Genomic DNA, 18,065 nt, shown 5'->3' on the forward strand with positions numbered 1-18,065 from the left:
CACGTAAAAAAGGACAAAGGACTTTCGAGGTTATACTTCAAGGTCTTTTGTCCTTTGTCTTTTATCTTTGTACTATAAAGAAATCACGAGCCAGAGGCATTGACTAACTTTTTCAACACAAAAATAGAGTTCCTGAAGGGCGTGGGGCCGATGCGGGCGGATCTATTGCAGAAAGAGCTGCAGATCTTCACCTACGGAGACCTCATCCAGCACTACCCTTTCCGCTACCTCGACCGCACGCAGTTTTACAGTATTGCGGAGCTGGACGAGAGCCTGCCTTATGTGCAGGTGCGCGGCCGTATACGGGGCAAGGAAGTGCTTGGAGAAGGAAGAAAGCAGCGCCTGGCGGCTACGCTGGTGGATGAGAGCGGCGGCCAGTTGGATTTAGTATGGTTTAAAGGCGTAAAATGGATGCAGAAAACGCTGAAGAACCACACGGATTACATCGTATTTGGCAAGCCAACTGAGTTCAACGGCAGGTTTAACATGGCACATCCTGAGCTGGAAGAGCTGAGCGAGGAAAAGCAAACAACCTCCTTTCTCCAGCCTGTTTACCATACCACCGAAAAGCTAAAGGCGCACCGCATCGACAGCAAAGTCATCAGTAAAATGATGGAAATGCTGCTGAAGGTAGCTTTGCCAAACGTGCAGGAATCCCTGTCGCCGGACCTGGTTGACCGCTACCGGCTGATGGACAAGCGGAATGCGCTGCTCAACATCCACTTTCCGGAATCAGCGGAGAAATATAAAGCAGCGACTTTCAGACTGAAGTTTGAAGAGCTTTTCTATATACAGCTGCGCCTGTTCCGGCACAAGCTCGTGCGCAAGTCCGAGCTGAAGGGGCAGGTGTTTAGCCAGGTGCCCACGCTCACCGAGTTCTACAAAAACCACCTCACCTTCGACCTGACAAATGCCCAGAAGCGGGTGGTAAAGGAAATTTATAAAGACCTGACTGCCGGAAAGCAGATGAACCGCCTGCTGCAAGGCGATGTGGGCTCCGGCAAGACCATTGTAGCCTTTATCACTATGCTGATTGCGGCAGACAATGGTGCGCAGTCCGTTTTAATGGCGCCCACCGAGATTTTGGCAGATCAGCACTATGTGGGTTTAAAGGTATATGCCGATAGCCTGGGTATAAATCTTGGAAAACTAACTGGTTCATCCAAAGCAAAAGACAGGAAAGTACTACACGAGCAACTGCGGTCTGGCGACATGAAAATGATAGTGGGCACCCATGCGTTGCTGGAGGATGTGGTACAGTTTCAAAACCTCGGTCTCTGTATCGTGGACGAGCAGCACCGCTTTGGTGTGGAGCAGCGTTCTAAGTTATGGCGCAAAAATCCGCGCACTATCCCGCACGTGCTCGTGATGACAGCCACTCCTATTCCGCGTACCCTGGCCATGACCTTATATGGCGACCTGGACGTGTCGGTGATAGACGAATTACCGGCAGGCAGGAAAGAAATTGTCACCGTCCACCGCTTTGATTCGCACCGGCTACGCGTGTTCCAGTTCATCCGCGACCAGATTAAGCTGGGCCGGCAAATCTACATTGTATACCCGCTCATAGAGGAGTCGGAGCAAATGGAGAACTATAAGGACCTGATGGATGGCTACGAGAGCGTGAAGCGCGCTTTTCCGGAGTTCAAGGTGAGTATGGTGCATGGCAAGATGAAAGCGCAGGATAAGGATTACGAGATGCAGCGCTTCGTAAAGCACGAGACACACATCATGGTGGCCACCACAGTAATTGAAGTGGGTGTAAACGTGCCAAATGCCTCTGTGATGGTGATAGAAAGTGCAGAGCGTTTTGGCTTGTCGCAGCTGCACCAGCTGCGCGGACGCGTAGGCCGGGGTGCTGAACAGAGCTATTGTATTCTGATGACGGGCTACAAGCTGAGCAAAGACAGTAAAACCCGCCTCGAGACAATGGTGCGCACCAACAACGGCTTTGAGATTGCAGACATTGACCTGAAACTGCGCGGCCCAGGCGATTTGATGGGTACGCAGCAGAGCGGCGTGCTGGACCTGCTCATCTCTGACCTTGCAAAGGACGCTCCTATTCTGCAGGAGGCACGGTCGGCGGCACAGCAGGTGCTGGAGGCGGACCCGCTGCTGGACCAGCCACAAAACCATAATATCCGACAGCACATACAATCACTTAGCGTCAACACAGTAAACTGGAGCCGTATCAGTTAAAGCGGTTCAGGTGCATCAGCAAGACATAGCTTTATATTATGCAAACCTCGTGTGAAGCTTAAAATAACATAGCCTATAGCGCATAAACGCTGATTTCGTTATACCTTTATTTCACAGGATGGCGTTATATTGGCGTACTATTCGCAGCAAAAGCTTCGTTCCACGAGAAACAATCGATTTGTTCCTATATTTAGCAGCCGTACTTAACTCTGGTTTATACTTACCCTTATTATACCTGTGAAACAACTTCTCATCCTTCCGCTTCTTCTCCTGAGTCTGCTCTTCCAAACTGAGGCTGTACATGCTCAATTCAACAGAAAAGCATCCGTAGACTTTTCCTACCTGCCTGACCAAAGCAAAGAGCGATACAGCCAACGTGTTGCCCACAAAACCATACCTGTAGGCAACGATGAGTTCATCATTCTGAGCAGAAGCGCGGCAGATGCCTACACAGTAGAGAAATACAATGCTAAGCTGAAAAAGCAGTGGACGGCGGAGGTAAAGCTATCAGGCACTGAAACGCTGCAGGCGTTTTCCGCAAGCCCTGAAGCTGCCACCGTGGTAACACACCGTGCAGACAATGGCCAGGGAGTGCAACAACTGTACGGCCATCGCATTGACCTGGGCACAGGCAAAAAGCAGGAAAGTGCCCTGTTGCTGGAGGCTCCGGCGAAAGGCCGCCGGGCCAGCATAGCCACCTCTGCCGATGGCACTAAACTTCTGGCTTATCGCTACCATACCAACAGCAGCCAGCAGATACAGGATATTAGCGGGACACTGTACGATGTCAAACTGCAGAAAATTGAAGACACCAAATACAACCTGCACGACATCTTTAATATACTCTCAGCGGATGTGCAGGTAAGCAACAGCGGAGAGCAGTACATCAGTCTTATATCTGACAACATGAAGCGCCTGACCTCGCGGCAGTACAGCCCGGGCAGCGACGAAGTACGGGTGATGTCGGTGCTGGTGGGAGGCGTTTTCGATGGAACAACGGTTTACATCCTGGATTCCAAGTTTAAGCTGATGCCCAATGGCACGCTCTACGGAGCCGTGATATCGGCCGAGGAACCCGCAGGCAAGTACCATAGCCTGAAGGCAGTGAAATTTGATTTTGAGGCAGAGGACATGGTGTTTGCTGAGGAATTTAAATTTACCCCGGAGTACCTCTCTCAAGTAAACTCACTGGACAAGAGCAGCGGCAGCAAGCCAACCCGCCTCGAAGATATCTACCTATCAGACCTGTTCCTGACACCGGAGCAGAAGCTAATTGTGCTGGCTGAGAAGAAGTATACAGAGGGCGGTAAAGATGCGCCCTACCTTGCGAAAGAGCTGCACCTGTTTACGTACGATGAGTTCATGAACAGAGCATGGAACTCTGTACTGATGAAAAACCAACAGGCACCAGCTGATGAAGCTTTCTCAAGCATCTCATACAGTGCTTACCTGAATGGCAGCACGTTAAACCTGCTCACTCTGGAAGAACTGAAAGGGAAACATGACCTATACCTGCGCCAGGTTGATGCGAATACCGGGAAGGTCAGCGCACCGAAAGCTGTGGGACTGAACATAGCTAATGACAAAGACCTGGCTTATGTGAAAGACTTTACGGCGTGGCTGGGTGATAAGAACGTCGTAGCGGTAGCGCGTCCAAGCCGAAGAGCAGATGAGCTGAAACTGAGCAGAATTCAGCTAAAGTAGGTCTTCATATTCTGCAAATCTGAGTTATACGTTGGCGCTGGCGGAGCTGTGTTATTTATGTGCTGCTTGTGGTGGAGTTTCTTGGTGAAAGAGGCCAGCTGCAGCATCATGTGTGAGAACCCTACAAAAGACACAATCTCCACATACATCCTGAATTCTTTTTTTGAGCCGTCCAGCACACCCAGCTTGTCTACTTTATAAGTGTTCATTGCAGAGAAGGGCATCCAGCGTACCACTTTCTTATGATGCAGCATATAGCGGTTTATACCTACCTCCAGCTGGTAGCGCTTCACGCGCAGTTTCGTCACCTGCTCCAGGTCTGATTTTTTAATCAGGCGCTCACCCGACAACAAAATATCGCTGCGGTACCACCGCACGAACCATGGAGAGTTAATGCGGCGCAGTATAATCATATCCATCCCCGGCTGGCTGTAAAAAGCCTCAATGGCCGATTCAATCTCTTCTCCCCGCAGTTCCTGAAGGTCTGCATCCATCATCAGTATCAGCTCATGCTTTACATATTTCAGAGCATACTTTATAGCGGCTGTCTTGCCCTGGTTCTGCTCCAACTGCACTACCTGCACCTCTGGCCAGTATGCTCTAATGTATGCCGCTGTACCATCTGTTGACCCATCATCCACACACAGAACCTGGTCGATTCGGCTAACCCTCGTAATTACATTCAGTACATGCGCAATGCGCTCCCTTTCGTTATGGAAAGGAATTAAACATGTTACACTCATAGTTTTTATAAAGCTCCGGGTGCCTACCCTCAGTACGGTATTTGTTCTTTCAAATCTCAAATATCAGTAAAAAATTTTGTGCTTTTTATTTATCTGCCCGAATCGTAGCATTTATAGCTGGAAAGGCTACCACCAAAGGTGATAGCCTTTCCAGCTATAAATGGTCAAATTAATAAACAAACTCGTTTGCCTCTATCATAGCGGCAGCTATGCGACGGCGGGCTTCTTTTGTATTGTACAGGTCTTTTTTCGTGAACCGCTTCAGCCCCATAAACAGCAGGCGCTGCTCATCTCCTTCTGCCATAGAGGCAATAGCTTCTTTACCTGCCTGGAACGTAGTGTCGACCGCATCATTTACCACCACGCGCACAATGTCAATTTCATTGGCAACGGCTTCTTCCCCTTTTTTGCTCACCAGCTTCTCCACCCGCAGCAGTGTTGACTCAGCTACATAAGTTTTAATGGCCATGTCAGCGATGTTCATCAGCACTTCCTGCTCTTTAGCCAGGGAGTTCATATACTTTTGCACTGCCGTACCGGCTGTCAGTAGGATGGCTTTCTTAAGATTACGGATAGCTTTGTGCTCTGCGGAGAAAAGGCCTTCCTCTTCTTCGGCGCCAAAATCAGGTATAGCCATTAGTTCCTGCTGTACTGCCTGGGCAGGCCCCATCAGATCCAGTTCACCTTTCATGGCTTTTTTCAGAATCATGTCTACTGCCAGCATGCGGTTTATTTCGTTTGTACCCTCAAAAATACGGTTGATGCGGGAATCACGGTACGCGCGGTCCATCGGATAATCTGCTGAGAAGCCGTAGCCACCGTATATCTGCACGCCTTCGTCTACTACGTAATCAAGAACTTCTGATCCTTCTACCTTCAGTATGGCACACTCTACTGCAAACTCACGGGCAGCACCTAACAGCGCCTCGTTCTCGTTCGCACCACCTGCCATCAGCTCCTGCTCTTTGCGGTAGATGTCCATGCCACAACGGTACAGGGCAGATTCCACCGCATAAATGCGAATAGCCTGCTCGGCCAATTTGTATTTAATTGCACCAAATTTAGAGATAGGCAGCTTGAACTGGTGGCGTTCGTTGGCGTACTTCACAGACAGGTCTGCCACATGCTTAGCAGCACCGAGAGTCGCCGCACATAACTTGATACGGCCTATGTTTAGAATATTGAACGCTATCAGGTGGCCTTTTCCGATTTCGCCCAGCACATTCTCTTTAGGAACCTCGCAGTCTTCAAAGAACACCTGACGTGTTGAAGAGCCCTTGATACCCATCTTGTGCTCCTCGTTACCAAGGCTCACGCCTTTGTAACCGCGCTCTACAATAAATCCTGTAAATTTATCGCCGTCTATCTGCGCAAATACTACAAACACATCGGCAAAACCTGCATTTGTGATCCACATTTTCTGGCCGTTTAGGATGTAATGCGTTCCAGCCTCGTTCAGCACAGCCTTAGTTTTAGCAGCCAGCGCGTCAGAACCAGAGCCAGGCTCGGTCAGGCAGTAAGCCGAAGTCCATTCGCCATTCACCAGTTTTGGTATGTAGTTCTGCTTCTGCTCTTCGGTACCGAAGTACAGAATCGGCAGCATGCCAATACCCGTGTGCGCAGCGAAAGCTACTGGAAAGGAATGCCCTCCTCCTACAGACTCTGTTACCAAAAGGGCAGTATTAAAGTCCATGTTCAGACCACCATACTGCTCCGGGATAGATACTGCGAACAGCCCCAACTCCCCTGCTTTTTTCATCAGGTTCTCCATCAGGCCCTCTTCGTGGTTATCGAGTCGCTCCAGCAGTGGCCACACCTCCTCGCGCACAAAGTCGCGGCAGGTTTGCGCCATCATTTCCTGCTCTTCGTTAAACTCGGCAGGAATGAACACATCCTGCGGATTAGTTTCCTTTATCAGGAATTCGCCGCCTTGTATGACGGCGGTTTTGTTATCTGTTGTATTTGCCATTTTCTTGTCTTTTTATCTTTCCGTATCAGGTCGCACGTATCTCGTAGCACGACTTTTACTTTATAGTTTATTTATAAGTCCGTTCAGCATCTTCTGTACATCCATTAGTTGCTGCATTAGCCTCTTGTTATCAACCTCAGTTACAAACCCAAAAGCTTCGGCTAGAATCATTTGTGTTTCAATTTCAAACGCAGAGCCTAAAGCTATTCTTAGAAATTGCGCAAACTCCTTGTTTGAGCCTCTCCCTGCACCTTCAGCGATATTTGAAGGAACAGACACTGCTGCTCGGTTGACTTGAGACTTTAAACCAAATTTTTCTTCCTGAGGAAATTGAGCAGATGACTCATATACAAGCTTTGCCAGAATGATCCCCTCTTTCCATACCCTCAGTTCTTTAAAATTATGCATGTAAAAAGTCGTGTGTCGTGATACGTGATTCGAAAGTCGTTATTTCAGCAACTCATAAACCCCCGCGACACCCTGACCACCGCCCACGCAGGCGGTTACGATACCGTACTTCTTGCCTAGGCGGCGAAGCTCGGAGAACTGCTGCACGCTCAGTTTGGCACCGGAGCAGCCCAGCGGGTGACCGAGCGCGATTGCTCCACCGCTCACGTTCAACTTGTCCGGATCAAAGTCCAGGTGGCGCATCACGGCAATAGACTGTGCGGCAAAGGCCTCGTTCATTTCAATCAGGTCGACATCGTTCAGGGTCATGCCCGCCTGCTTCAAGGCTTTAGGAACAGCGGCAATCGGGCCCATACCCATAATGCGCGGGTCAATGCCTCCCGTAGCATAGCTGACGAGGCGTGCGATGGGCTCGAGATTCAGCTCTTTCACCATGCGCTCACTCATCACAATCACAAAGGCAGCGCCGTCTGATGTTTGGGAGGAGTTACCGGCTGTAACCGTTCCACCTGCCGCAAACACCGGTTTCAGTCTCGCCAACGCCTCCAGCGAGGTATCGGCACGAGGCCCTTCATCAGTATCTACCACGTAGGTGCGGGTTTTCTTCTTTCCGTTCTCGTCCAAGTAAGTCTCCTCCACCGTTACCGGCACGATCTGATCTTTGAAGTAGCCTTTCTCTATTGCGTTCAGCGCCTTTTGGTGCGACTTTAATGCAAATTCATCCTGGTCTTCACGTGAAACATTATAATCACTGGCCACAGCCTCTGCTGTTAAACCCATGCTCAGGTACCAGTCCGGATTCTTGCTGGCTATTTTATAGTTCGGCGCTGTCTTCCAGCCAGCTGTTGGCACCATCGACATCGACTCGGTACCACCCGCCACGATACAGTCGGCCATACCGGCTTGTATGCGGTTTGCTGCAATGGCGATTGTCTCGATACCAGAGCCGCAGTAGCGGTTCACGGTCATACCACTCACCGACATGGGCAGCGCCAGCAGCGAAATCATGCGGCCAATTTGCAGGCCCTGCTCTGCCTCCGGCACAGCATTGCCCACAATCAGGTCGTCTATGCGTTCTGGATCCAGGGTAGGCACCGAACTCATTAAGTGCTTGATGACATCAGCAGCCAGGTCATCGGGTCTGGTAAACCGGAAAACACCGCGGGGCGCTTTGCCCACTGCGCTACGAAATCCGGCTACGATATATGCGTTGTTCATATCTCTTGAATGCTAAATTGTTACATGGTTGTTTGTTGTTCGCTGGTGCGATCTTACAGCTCGTACCTCTTATAAAGCACCAGCATAAAACCATTTAGTTTTAATTCCTCAGCGGTTTTCCTGTGGTCAGGATGCTCTGGATGCGCTCCAGCGTTTTGCGCTCACCTGTCAGCGACAGGAAGGCTTCACGCTCCAGGTCCAGCAAGTAACGCTCGCCCACCTCGGTTGGGGCAGACAAATCGCCGCCGCACATCACATAAGCCAGCTTCTGCGAAATCTTCAGGTCATGCGCTGACATGTAACGGCCTGTATACATAGCGTTTGCACCTGTCAGGAACATACCTAGCGCGCCTCTGCCCTGCACTTTTATGTTGGTTCGCTGCACTGGCTGGGTATACCCATCTTCCGCCAGCAGTATCGCCTGCGCTTTGGCATCGGCAAGCAGGCGGTTACTGTTGATGGTGATGCCGTCGCTCTTGCGCATATAACCCAGGTCAATAGCTTCTTTCGCAGAGGTAGACACTTTAGCCATACCGATGGTCAGGAACACGTTCTTCAGGTCGTTGTACTCAATGTCGCCATCGGCATACATATCGGCAGCACGCATGGTCATTTCTTTTGTACCGCCACCGCCTGGTATCAGGCCAACGCCAAACTCCACCAGGCCCATGTAGGTTTCAGCGGCAGCCTGTACATGGTCGCAATGTAGGTTCAGTTCGCAGCCACCGCCCAGCGTAAGGCCGTGCGGCGCGCCTACTACCGGTATTGCCGAGTAGCGCATGCGCATCATGCAGTCCTGAAACTGCTTTATCATGAAGTTAATCTCATCGTACTCCTGCTCCAGGGCATACATGTAAATCAGCGCCACGTTAGCTCCCGCTGAGAAGTTGGCGGCATCGTTTCCAACAACCATGCCTCTGAACTCCTTCTCAGCGATGTCTACCCCTTTGTTCAGGCCGGCCACTACGTCTCCGCCGATGGTGTTCATCTTGGTGTGAAACTCCACGTTCAGGATACCGTCACCGATGTCTGTTAAGGTGACGCCGCTATTTTTCCAGACTGTTTTGCTGCCACGCAGGTTGTTCAGAATGATGAAGTTCTCAGCGCCAGGTATAGCTTTGTATTCTTTACTTTGGATGTCATAGTAGCGGCGGGTGCCGTTCTCCACGATGTAGAAAAACTCCTTCTGTTGCTCCAGCATCTCCTCTACCCATGCTGCCGGCTCATACCCTGCCTCCTTCATACGCTGCACTCCTTCGCGGGCACCGATGGCATCCCAATACTCAAATGGCCCAAGTTCCCAGCCAAAGCCGGCACGCAGGGCATCGTCGATACGGTACAGTTCGTCAGAGATTTCCGGGATACGGTTACTTACGTACTGGAACAGACCAAACAGCGTCTCGTTGAAGAACTGGGCGGCTTTATCTGTTTGATTTGAGAATACTTTGATGCGCTTTCTAAGGTCCTCAATCGGCTTCAGGGCCTCCAAGCTCTGAAACTTCACCTTCTGCTTTGGCCCGTACTCCATTGTGTTCAGGTCCAGCGTCAGAATTTCGGTTTTGCCTTTGGCGTCTTTCGTCTTTTTATAGAATCCCTGGCCGGTTTTGTCTCCCAGCCACTTGTTCTCCACCATCTTCTGCACATAGCCTGGAATCTGGAACAGGTCCCGCGACTCATCCTTCTCCCCTGCCTGGTACAAGCCATTGGCTACATTCACAGTGGTATCCAGACCAACCACATCCAGTGTGCGGAATGTAGCTGATTTCGGGCGCCCAACGATTGGGCCTGTAATTCTGTCTACCTCATCTATGCTCAGGCCTGTCTTCTCCATGGCCTTCAGCGTTTGCATGATGCCGTAGATACCCACACGGTTCGCGATGAAGGCAGGTGTGTCTTTTGCCAATACTGTAGTCTTGCCTAAGTACAGGTTGCCATAGTGCATTAGGAAGTCAACTATTTCTCTGTCTGTTTCCGGCGTCGGTATAATTTCGAGCAGTTTGAGATAGCGGGGCGGATTAAAGAAGTGCGTGCCGCAGAAGTGTTTTTTAAAGTCTTCAGAGCGGCCCTCCAGCATCAGGTGGATTGGAATACCGGATGTGTTAGAGGTGATGAGCGTACCTGGCTTGCGGTGCTGCTCCACCTGGTCGTACACCAGCTTCTTTATCTTCAGGTTTTCCACCACCACTTCAATGGTCCAGTCGGCGTTGGCGATTTCCTTCATGTTGTCTTCGAAGTTGCCGGTTTGTATCAGGCTTGCATCTGACTTACGGTACAACGGCGACGGGTTAGAGTTAACGGCTGCCTGCAGCGAGCTGTTCACTATGCGGTTGCGCACGTTCTTGCTCTCCAGCGTCAGTCCTTTTTTTTCCTCGTCCGGCGTTAGTTCTTTTGGAACGATGTCGAGCAGCAGCACCTTTACGCCGATGTTGGCGAAGTGGCAGGCAATCCGGGAACCCATCACGCCGGAGCCAAGTACCGCTACTTTTTTTATTATTCTTTTCATAGAATGGCTATAGTTGTCTATGTATTAAAAATCTCTTTATTTTCTATCATCCTCTGCACTTGCGCGCATACCTTAAAGAACACGTCGAGCTCCTCCTGCGGCACTTCCTCGCGCACCTTGTAATTGAATTGCTTTACCGTCTGCCGCGAGATCTCTTTTTTTTCCAGCCCTTTCTCTGTCAGGAAAATGCGCACCAGTCGCTTATCACGCGCATCAGACACTTTGTAGATCAGGCCATCATCCTCCATACTTTTGAGGATACGGGTCAGGCTGCGGGCCTCCAGGCCGAGCAGGGGAGCAATTTTAGTGGCTGGTGTACCTTGCTGTTGATCTATGTTGAGCAACACAAACCCGATGGATGTAGTGATCCCGCTCTTGGCAGCCTCCGTGTTATACATACGCGAGATAGCGTGCCAGCACACCTTAAAGTTGTAGTCTACAGTTTCTTCCGGCTTCATGTATCAGTAGTGGTGTATACCAAATATAACAAAAAACGTTATGCTTGCATACTACTTTAACAAAAAGTTTATCTGCATGCATATAATTTAATACGTATGTTTTCACTCTATGCTAAAAGAGTTGCGGAAATTCTAGACAGAAACTCCAAAAACAGGGGCAACAAAAAATCCCTGCCGTGAAAGGCAGGGATTTTTTGTTAATTGTGCTTCAGTTTAGCTCCGGATAAACAGTTCTAGAACATGCTGTCAATCAGGCTCTGGTGATTTTCGGTGATTGCCTTCCGCTTCACTTTCAGTGTTGGGGTCAGTTCACCACTTTCAACCGTCCACATCTTCGGCACCAGTTTGAACTTTTTGATGGTTTCAAACTGCGCCAACGACGCATTGGTTTTCTCTACCTCCCGCTTATACTTCTCCAGCACTTCAGGATGGTTGACCATTTCTGCATCTGAAGTATATTTAATGCCTTTGTGAGAGCACCAGTCCTGTAACCCTAAGAAGGCAGGTACTATGAGCGCGGCAGCATATTTCTGCCCGGATCCTACCACCATCGCCTGCTCAATTACCACCGACTCTTTCAGTTTATTCTCTATTGGCTGTGGCGCCACATACTTACCGCCTGATGTTTTGAATATCTCTTTCTTACGGTCCGTAATTTTAAGGTACTTACCTTCTACCAATGTACCGATGTCGCCGGTGTGGAACCAGCCGTCTTTATCAATTACTTCATCTGTCAGTTCCGGCTTTTTATAGTAGCCTTTCATTACATGCGGGCCGCGTGTCAGCACCTCGCCGTCTTCTTCGGCTATCTTTACTTCCACGCCATCGATGGTCATGCCCACTGTGCCTATCATGTTATGCTCCGGCTCAAAGCGGTTTACTGCAATTACTGGGGAGGTTTCTGTTAAGCCGTAGCCTTCCATTATCCGCATATTGGCAGCCCAGAATACCCGGGCAAGGCGCGGCTGCAGGGCGGCACCACCTGATACAATAGCGATTACGTTCCCTCCAAGTGCTTCCCGCCATTTACTGAAGATCAGTTTATTTGCCAGCGCCAGTTGCTGGTTATACATAAAGCCAAGGTCTTTCTGCGGATCGTACTTCAGGCCAAGCTCCAGTGCCCAGAAGAACAGTTTGCGTTTTATACCTGTTAAGTCCATACCCGTGGCCACTATGCGGTCGTACACCTTCTCCAGGAGGCGCGGTACTGTAGTAAAGATATGAGGCTTCACCTCTTTCAAATTATCTGCAACTTTCTCTATACTTTCGGCATAGTATATAGAGATACCTATTCTGAAGTATAGGTACAGCAGCATCCGCTCAAAGACGTGGCAAAGCGGCAGGAAGCTCAGCGCCCGGTGCGTGTGATTTACCGGTACAATAGGCATAACGCTCAGCACATTGCTCACCAGGTTGTTGTGCGTCAGCATTACCCCTTTTGGATTTCCGGTGGTACCGGAAGTATAAATGATAGTGAGGATGTCGTCAGGTTGTACAGCAGCCTTCAGCGGCTCCAGTTGCTGCACATCGCTGCCCGTGCCCATTTCCAGCACCTCTTTCCATGGCCTCGCACCACTGACATCATCAAACGTGTAGATTTCCTTGATACCAGCCATGCCCTCTGCGGCGGCTGTCACCCGGTTATAGAGTGAACTGTCAGCGACAAAAATCGCTTTCACTTCGGCATCATTCAGAATATACCGATAATCCTCAGTGGTTATGGTCGGGTAGAGCGGTACACTAATCGCGCCTATTTGCTGTATCCCGAAGTCAACCAGCACCCATTCCGGGCGGTTAAACGAGATGATAGCCACCTTGTCACCTTTGCCTACTCCCAGCTTCAGCAATCCAAGGCTCACTTTATTTGCATAATCCTGCACGTCCTGCGTGCTGTATTTCTGCCAGGTGCCATTCACTTTGGCTGCAAGGCAATCGGCCTGCGGAAAGTGATGCAACTGGTAAGGCAGAAGATCTAATGCTCGGGTAATATTCATGGGTGTGTTAGTCGAATAGGTTTATGTTCAATAATAACGTGCCGGATAAGAGAAAGTATGTAATCACCTCACCTGCTGTTTCCTTTATGCATTTTAACTAATTTTTCTAAATCTGACACAGCTAAAGGCAGAATATTTACAATAACTTATATTTACTCCACATAATTTTGACTTCTATTGCGGGTAAAGCCATCAGTGCAAACCCAAATTTTAAGTATTTTTGACCCTTCTAGCTTAACACCATGAACCTGTCTATATTTTTTGAGCCGCTGAACGAAGATGTGTACTCCACATTGAATAAGCCCCGCACGTTGGGCGCTTATATCAGCCGCTTTGTAAGCAAGTCACCTGACTGGCGGAGCGCTGATATTGCTATATTCGGCGTGAGCGAAAGCAGGGGCCGGAAAGAGGATGCCTCCGCTACTGCCAATATGCCTGCACGTGCCGTACGGCAGCGGCTTTACAGCCTGAACAAGGGAGCAGGCCGCTGTCGAATTGTGGATTTGGGCAACCTGCGCCCCGGTATCACCCTGGAGGATACTTACCTGCGGCTGAAGGAAATAGTGGAAGTGCTGATTTCACATAATACCATTCCCATCATCATCGGCGGCTCTCATGACCTGGAGTATGGCCAATATTTGGGCTATGAGCACCTGGAGCGCGTGGTGAACATGGTTACCGTAGACAGCAGCGTCGATATGACAGAGGATGTTTCCGCTACTCCAAACAAAAAGCAGCTTCGACAAATTCTGATGCACGAGCCGAACTACCTCTTTAGCCTGGGGCAAATCGGGCACCAGTCTTACCTGGTGGAGCCAGAGGTGATGGCTACCCTGGAGAAGCTCCACTTTGAGGCTTATCGCGTAGGCGAAGTACACAGCGGGGTGAAGGAGATGGAGCCGGTGGTGCGCTTAGCGGATCTCCTGACGTTCGATATTTCCGCTATCCGCCACCAGGATGCCCCTGGTTATGAACCGGCCAATCCGTTTGGGCTTACAGGTGAGGAGGCCTGCCAGCTTTGCTGGTATGCTGGCCTGAACGATAATTTAACTTCGCTGGGCATCTATGAGTACGATCCGGAACTGGACGACCGGGAACTGACAGCCATGACCATCGCCACTATGATCTGGTACTTCATAGAAGGATATTACCACCGCAAGAACGAGCTTGATTTTACCAGCAAACAATTCACCAGGTATGCCGTTGCCTTTAACAGCGACCAACCTGACCGCATGAACTTTTATAAGAGCAGGAGCAGCGAGAAATGGTGGCTGGAGGTAGAACCCCTCAGCAGCGAAAAGAGCAGCCGTATTGTCCCTTGCAGCTACGAAGACTACCTGCAGGCTATTGAAGGAGAAGTTCCTAACCGTTGGGTGCTGACACAGGCACGGATTGGATAATTTTACCGGGCTACTGATTCCGGACTATTAAACGGAATCCTGGCTCGGGGAAATCCTCTGTTCTCTTTTGTTTACATAACTGCATCTATTGAACAACTTACCAGAATACACCCTTCAGCAGCTGGCTTCGCGGAACGGGCAGGACCGGGACGACATATGGGTGGCTTACAAAGGCGTTATTTATGATGTCCGGAAATCCAGGATGTGGCGCGATGGCAAACATTATGAGCACTGGGCGGGCCAGGACCTGACAGAAGAATTGGCAGACGCACCCCATAATGCCAACGTGTTTGATAAATTTGAGGCGGTAGGCCTCGTAAAGGACTCCCATCATAGGACAGAGGGGCAATAAGGAGGCCCAATAAAAGACAGGCTTAACAAAAAAGTATTAAATTGGGAGTGAGACTGAACCGATAAAATAAACTTAAGAAAGCATGATATTAATAGCTGATAGCGGCTCAACGAAAACAGACTGGCGCGTAATGGATGCCACAGGTGTTTATGAACAAGTACTCACGGCAGGTATAAACCCTCAATATCTGGAGTCCGCTCAGATCCACAGCATATTCGAAGCGGAACTGCTTCCGAACCTGAAAGAGAAAAACCCTGACAGCATTTATTTCTATGGTGCAGGCTGCAGCTCTCCAGACCGTAACCTGCGTGTGGAACAGGCTTTGAAAAAGCTCTTCCCGGATAGTGAAGTCTTTATTGACCACGACCTGCTTTCAGCTGCCCGCGCCATTTGCGGCCACAAACCAGGTGTGGCCTGCATCCTGGGAACCGGCTCTAACTCCTGCCTTTACGACGGCCGGAATATTGTGGATAATGTCCCTTCTCTTGGTTTTCTGATGGGAGATGAAGGTAGTGGTGCTTACTTAGGCAAGATGCTTATCAGGGCATACCTGTACCGGGAGCTGCCTGAGGAACTAGGAATAACGCTGAAGAACCGTTACAGCCTCACAAAACAAGGTATCCTGAATTCTGTGTACGACTCTGACATGCCAAGCACGTATCTGGCCACCTTTGCCAAATTCATGCATGAAAAACGCAAAGACCCGGTTATCCATGCCATGATCTACCAGAACTTTGATGAATTCTTTGAGCACCATGTCTGCAAGTACAAAGGCTATACTGAGATACCTGTGAACTTTGTTGGTTCTGTGGCTTTTCACTTCTCTGAAACACTTCACCAGGTGGCGAAAAAATATGGGGTGCACATTGGCACCATCATCACAAGCCCAAGCGATGGCCTGATTGCTTACCACCAGGAGCTGCTGTCGCAAAGCGTATAACAGCTCAGAAAGAGGATAAAAAATAAAGGACTTGTTACGGTACCAGCTTTAGTCATTCTTCCTTTGTTTTTCGTCACCCATTCAGAAATCATCATTCATAAACATAATCCAAAGAAATTGTCTACTACCGAATCAGCTTCAAATTACGACAGCCTAGAGCAGATGAGCGTGCGGGAACTGTTAGAAAACATTAACCGCGAAGATCAGACAGTGCCACAGGCAGTGGCGAAAGCAATTCCGCAGTTGGAGGCACTGGTACAGGCTACTGTAGAGCGGCTGGAGCAGGGCGGCAGGCTCTTTTACATAGGTGCCGGCACCAGTGGCCGCCTCGGCATTGTAGATGCCTCCGAGTGCCCTCCCACCTATGGCGTGCCGCACGGTATGGTGGTTGGCCTGATAGCGGGCGGCGACAGCGCCATCCGCAAGGCAGTAGAGTTTGCGGAAGATGACCAGGAGAAGGCCTGGAAAGACCTGCAGGCCTATAACATCAGCCAGAAAGACATTGTAGTGGGCATTGCCGCCTCTGGCAGAACGCCTTATGTAATCGGGGGGCTTAACACGTGCCGCAGGCATGGTATTGCCACAGGCTGCATTGTTTGCAATGCAGGCAGCGCCGTTGCCGCTGAAGCAGATTACCCGGTAGAAACCATTACAGGGGCAGAGTTTGTGACCGGCAGCACGCGTATGAAAGCTGGCACGGCTCAAAAGCTGGCGCTAAACATGCTGACGACGGCTACGATGGTTAAGCTTGGCCGTGTGAAGGGCAATAAGATGGTGGACATGCAGCTTTCCAACCACAAGCTGGTGGACAGGGGTATCCGGATGCTGATGGAAGAGTTAAACCTCAAAAATACGGAGGCTGGCGCTTTACTTAAAAAGTATGGCAGTGTACGCGCCGCCATGGAGGCTTTCCGGGGTAGCGATAACGGCGAAGGATAACCTTTAGCGGAAGAGTAAAAGCGGCTGCCGGAACACCTCCGGCAGCCGCTTTTACTCTTCCGCTACTGTTAACCGCTCCAGCAGTACGTCAGCAGCTTCGCTGCTTGGCACAACATAATTCACCACAGACCAATTGTAATTCAGCTTAAATTGCTCGTCTTCTGCGTTGTGCAGCACTTTCTTCCTGTAATCCTGCAGCGACTCCAGCCCCAGTTGCTCCCGCCTTTTATTTGTTACTTCCACATCAGCCTCGCTCATTTTTTCCAGCAGCAGGCTCTGTATCTTATCGTAGTTCTTATCTTTCTCTTTGCACCTTTTGCAGCTGATCTTTGCAAAGACTTTGGAATTGTACAAGTTCTTTCCAGCCTGCTGGTCGAGCAAATATGCCGCAGGCTGTGGTGCCATGCGGCCTTCTTTTACAGCTTTCGCCAGTATGCTTTTAAAGTCATAGCCTTTTCTGGCTGCTGTCTGCCGCTGAATTACAATGCTGAAGCGGGGAAGCTCCTCTAAAGTGTCTGCAACCCCAATCAATGCCTCGCCCGGGTACCCGTAATCGTTGATCCAGTTCAGCAGGTTGGTTATGTTGTCTGCCTCTATTTTGCGTATGGTGTCGCCGTGCACACGCAAGCCTCCTTCTGCCTGCCGGAAGTACTGGTCACGGGCATACAACTCATCCAGGTCAGCACGCAGGGGGGCGTTTATACCCTGTTCATACTTCTCCCGCTGCTTAGGATATCGCTTTACAAACTTCTTCCATTCCCGCGTTCTCTCCAGAGAGTCAAATGCCTCTTGCCGCTCCAGATAAGGCAGGCTTACACCTTTCAGCACCAGCTTCTCTAAATACTCAAAGGCCTGCTCCTCATCCTTCAGCCTTACGGCGCTTACGGCGGCATTGTAATAATCACGGGCAAAGGGGGAAGGCACAGCAGCAAAAGCCTCCTTATAAGCAGTCAGCGCCTCCGCGTAATTCTCCTCTACAATTTTCAGCTCCGCCTGGTTGATAACCGGATGGTAGACCTTCGTATAGTCGGGCACCTCCACCTGCTCAGGCACCTTAGAAGTGGAGCATGCATGCAGGAAAAGCATTAGTATTAAGTAGGCAGCATCCCGGATAAAAGATGCAGGTAACAGAAAAGGGTTTCTTTTAGGTGAATACGGGTACATAGAACTATAGATCGGTTATGAGAACATCAGGTATAACGTGAAAATCATTTTTATCGCACGTTATCACACAACAG

At 49.9% G+C, this 18,065-nt stretch carries 14 protein-coding genes; 6 read left to right on the plus strand and 8 right to left on the minus strand.

Features of this window, described 5'->3' with window-relative positions:
• Positions 1-99 precede the first annotated feature (99 nt).
• Positions 100-2,199: an ATP-dependent DNA helicase RecG gene (gene recG, locus ACFS7Z_RS17495; protein ID WP_377487327.1), complete on the plus strand. Its 2,100-nt coding sequence runs from the start codon at positions 100-102 to the stop codon at positions 2,197-2,199.
• A gap of 237 nt (positions 2,200-2,436) precedes the next feature.
• A complete protein-coding gene (locus ACFS7Z_RS17500; protein ID WP_377487329.1) occupies positions 2,437-3,903 on the plus strand; it encodes a hypothetical protein in 1,467 nt (488 codons plus the stop codon).
• On the opposite strand, the gene ACFS7Z_RS17505 is transcribed toward ACFS7Z_RS17500, so the two are convergent.
• The 7 genes from ACFS7Z_RS17505 to ACFS7Z_RS17535 all read right to left on the minus strand — a co-directional run bounded on the left by ACFS7Z_RS17505 (position 3,891) and on the right by ACFS7Z_RS17535 (position 13,196).
• A complete protein-coding gene (locus ACFS7Z_RS17505) occupies positions 3,891-4,646 on the minus strand; it encodes a glycosyltransferase family 2 protein (protein WP_377487331.1) in 756 nt (251 codons plus the stop codon). The genes ACFS7Z_RS17500 and ACFS7Z_RS17505 overlap by 13 nt on opposite strands.
• A 169-nt stretch (positions 4,647-4,815) precedes the next feature.
• On the minus strand, positions 4,816-6,615 hold the full coding sequence (locus ACFS7Z_RS17510; protein ID WP_377487333.1) for an acyl-CoA dehydrogenase family protein: 1,800 nt from the start codon (positions 6,613-6,615) through the stop codon (positions 4,816-4,818).
• 60 nt (positions 6,616-6,675) lie between these two features.
• Positions 6,676-7,023 carry a four helix bundle protein gene (locus ACFS7Z_RS17515; RefSeq protein ID WP_377487335.1) on the minus strand — a complete coding sequence of 116 codons (348 nt, stop codon included), beginning with the start codon at positions 7,021-7,023 and terminating at the stop codon, positions 6,676-6,678.
• A gap of 39 nt (positions 7,024-7,062) precedes the next feature.
• Positions 7,063-8,241 carry an acetyl-CoA C-acyltransferase gene (locus tag ACFS7Z_RS17520; protein ID WP_377487337.1) on the minus strand — a complete coding sequence of 393 codons (1,179 nt, stop codon included), beginning with the start codon at positions 8,239-8,241 and terminating at the stop codon, positions 7,063-7,065.
• Between the two features lie 100 nt (positions 8,242-8,341).
• The gene (locus ACFS7Z_RS17525; protein WP_377487339.1) at positions 8,342-10,744 is read right to left on the minus strand and encodes a 3-hydroxyacyl-CoA dehydrogenase/enoyl-CoA hydratase family protein; all 2,403 of its coding nucleotides are present in this window, start codon (positions 10,742-10,744) and stop codon (positions 8,342-8,344) included.
• Positions 10,745-10,761: 17 nt separating this feature from the next.
• A complete protein-coding gene (locus tag ACFS7Z_RS17530; RefSeq protein ID WP_377487341.1) occupies positions 10,762-11,202 on the minus strand; it encodes a MarR family winged helix-turn-helix transcriptional regulator in 441 nt (146 codons plus the stop codon).
• A 233-nt stretch (positions 11,203-11,435) separates the two neighbouring features.
• Positions 11,436-13,196 (minus strand): AMP-dependent synthetase/ligase, encoded by a 1,761-nt coding sequence (locus ACFS7Z_RS17535; protein WP_377487343.1) that lies wholly within the window; start codon positions 13,194-13,196, stop codon positions 11,436-11,438.
• Positions 13,197-13,438: 242 nt separating this feature from the next.
• Here ACFS7Z_RS17535 and ACFS7Z_RS17540 point away from each other — a divergent pair, with 242 nt between their 5' ends.
• The 4 genes from ACFS7Z_RS17540 to murQ all read left to right on the plus strand — a co-directional run bounded on the left by ACFS7Z_RS17540 (position 13,439) and on the right by murQ (position 16,827).
• A complete protein-coding gene (locus ACFS7Z_RS17540) occupies positions 13,439-14,596 on the plus strand; it encodes a formimidoylglutamase (protein ID WP_377487345.1) in 1,158 nt (385 codons plus the stop codon).
• Positions 14,597-14,684: 88 nt separating this feature from the next.
• Positions 14,685-14,948 (plus strand): cytochrome b5 domain-containing protein, encoded by a 264-nt coding sequence (locus tag ACFS7Z_RS17545; protein ID WP_377487347.1) that lies wholly within the window; start codon positions 14,685-14,687, stop codon positions 14,946-14,948.
• Positions 14,949-15,030: 82 nt separating this feature from the next.
• Positions 15,031-15,888 carry a hypothetical protein gene (locus ACFS7Z_RS17550; protein WP_377487349.1) on the plus strand — a complete coding sequence of 286 codons (858 nt, stop codon included), beginning with the start codon at positions 15,031-15,033 and terminating at the stop codon, positions 15,886-15,888.
• A gap of 117 nt (positions 15,889-16,005) precedes the next feature.
• The gene (gene murQ / locus ACFS7Z_RS17555; RefSeq protein ID WP_377487351.1) at positions 16,006-16,827 is read left to right on the plus strand and encodes an N-acetylmuramic acid 6-phosphate etherase; all 822 of its coding nucleotides are present in this window, start codon (positions 16,006-16,008) and stop codon (positions 16,825-16,827) included.
• Between the two features lie 51 nt (positions 16,828-16,878).
• Here murQ and ACFS7Z_RS17560 read toward each other — a convergent pair whose 3' ends face one another.
• A complete protein-coding gene (locus ACFS7Z_RS17560) occupies positions 16,879-17,991 on the minus strand; it encodes a hypothetical protein (RefSeq protein ID WP_377487353.1) in 1,113 nt (370 codons plus the stop codon).
• Positions 17,992-18,065 lie beyond the last annotated feature (74 nt).

It is taken from the genome of Pontibacter toksunensis (assembly GCF_042686245.1).
Lineage (GTDB): Bacteria > Bacteroidota > Bacteroidia > Cytophagales > Hymenobacteraceae > Pontibacter > Pontibacter toksunensis.

Coding starts and splice junctions, on each gene's coding strand:
- ACFS7Z_RS17535 (WP_377487343.1), bottom strand. CDS start 13,196: ATGAATATTACCCGAGCATTAGATCTTCTGCCTTACCAGTTGCATCAC.
- ACFS7Z_RS17505 (WP_377487331.1), bottom strand. CDS start 4,646: ATGAGTGTAACATGTTTAATTCCTTTCCATAACGAAAGGGAGCGCATT.
- ACFS7Z_RS17540 (WP_377487345.1), top strand. CDS start 13,439: ATGAACCTGTCTATATTTTTTGAGCCGCTGAACGAAGATGTGTACTCC.
- ACFS7Z_RS17520 (WP_377487337.1), bottom strand. CDS start 8,241: ATGAACAACGCATATATCGTAGCCGGATTTCGTAGCGCAGTGGGCAAA.
- ACFS7Z_RS17525 (WP_377487339.1), bottom strand. CDS start 10,744: ATGAAAAGAATAATAAAAAAAGTAGCGGTACTTGGCTCCGGCGTGATG.
- ACFS7Z_RS17550 (WP_377487349.1), top strand. CDS start 15,031: ATGATATTAATAGCTGATAGCGGCTCAACGAAAACAGACTGGCGCGTA.
- ACFS7Z_RS17530 (WP_377487341.1), bottom strand. CDS start 11,202: ATGAAGCCGGAAGAAACTGTAGACTACAACTTTAAGGTGTGCTGGCAC.
- ACFS7Z_RS17560 (WP_377487353.1), bottom strand. CDS start 17,991: ATGTACCCGTATTCACCTAAAAGAAACCCTTTTCTGTTACCTGCATCT.
- ACFS7Z_RS17510 (WP_377487333.1), bottom strand. CDS start 6,615: ATGGCAAATACAACAGATAACAAAACCGCCGTCATACAAGGCGGCGAA.
- ACFS7Z_RS17515 (WP_377487335.1), bottom strand. CDS start 7,023: ATGCATAATTTTAAAGAACTGAGGGTATGGAAAGAGGGGATCATTCTG.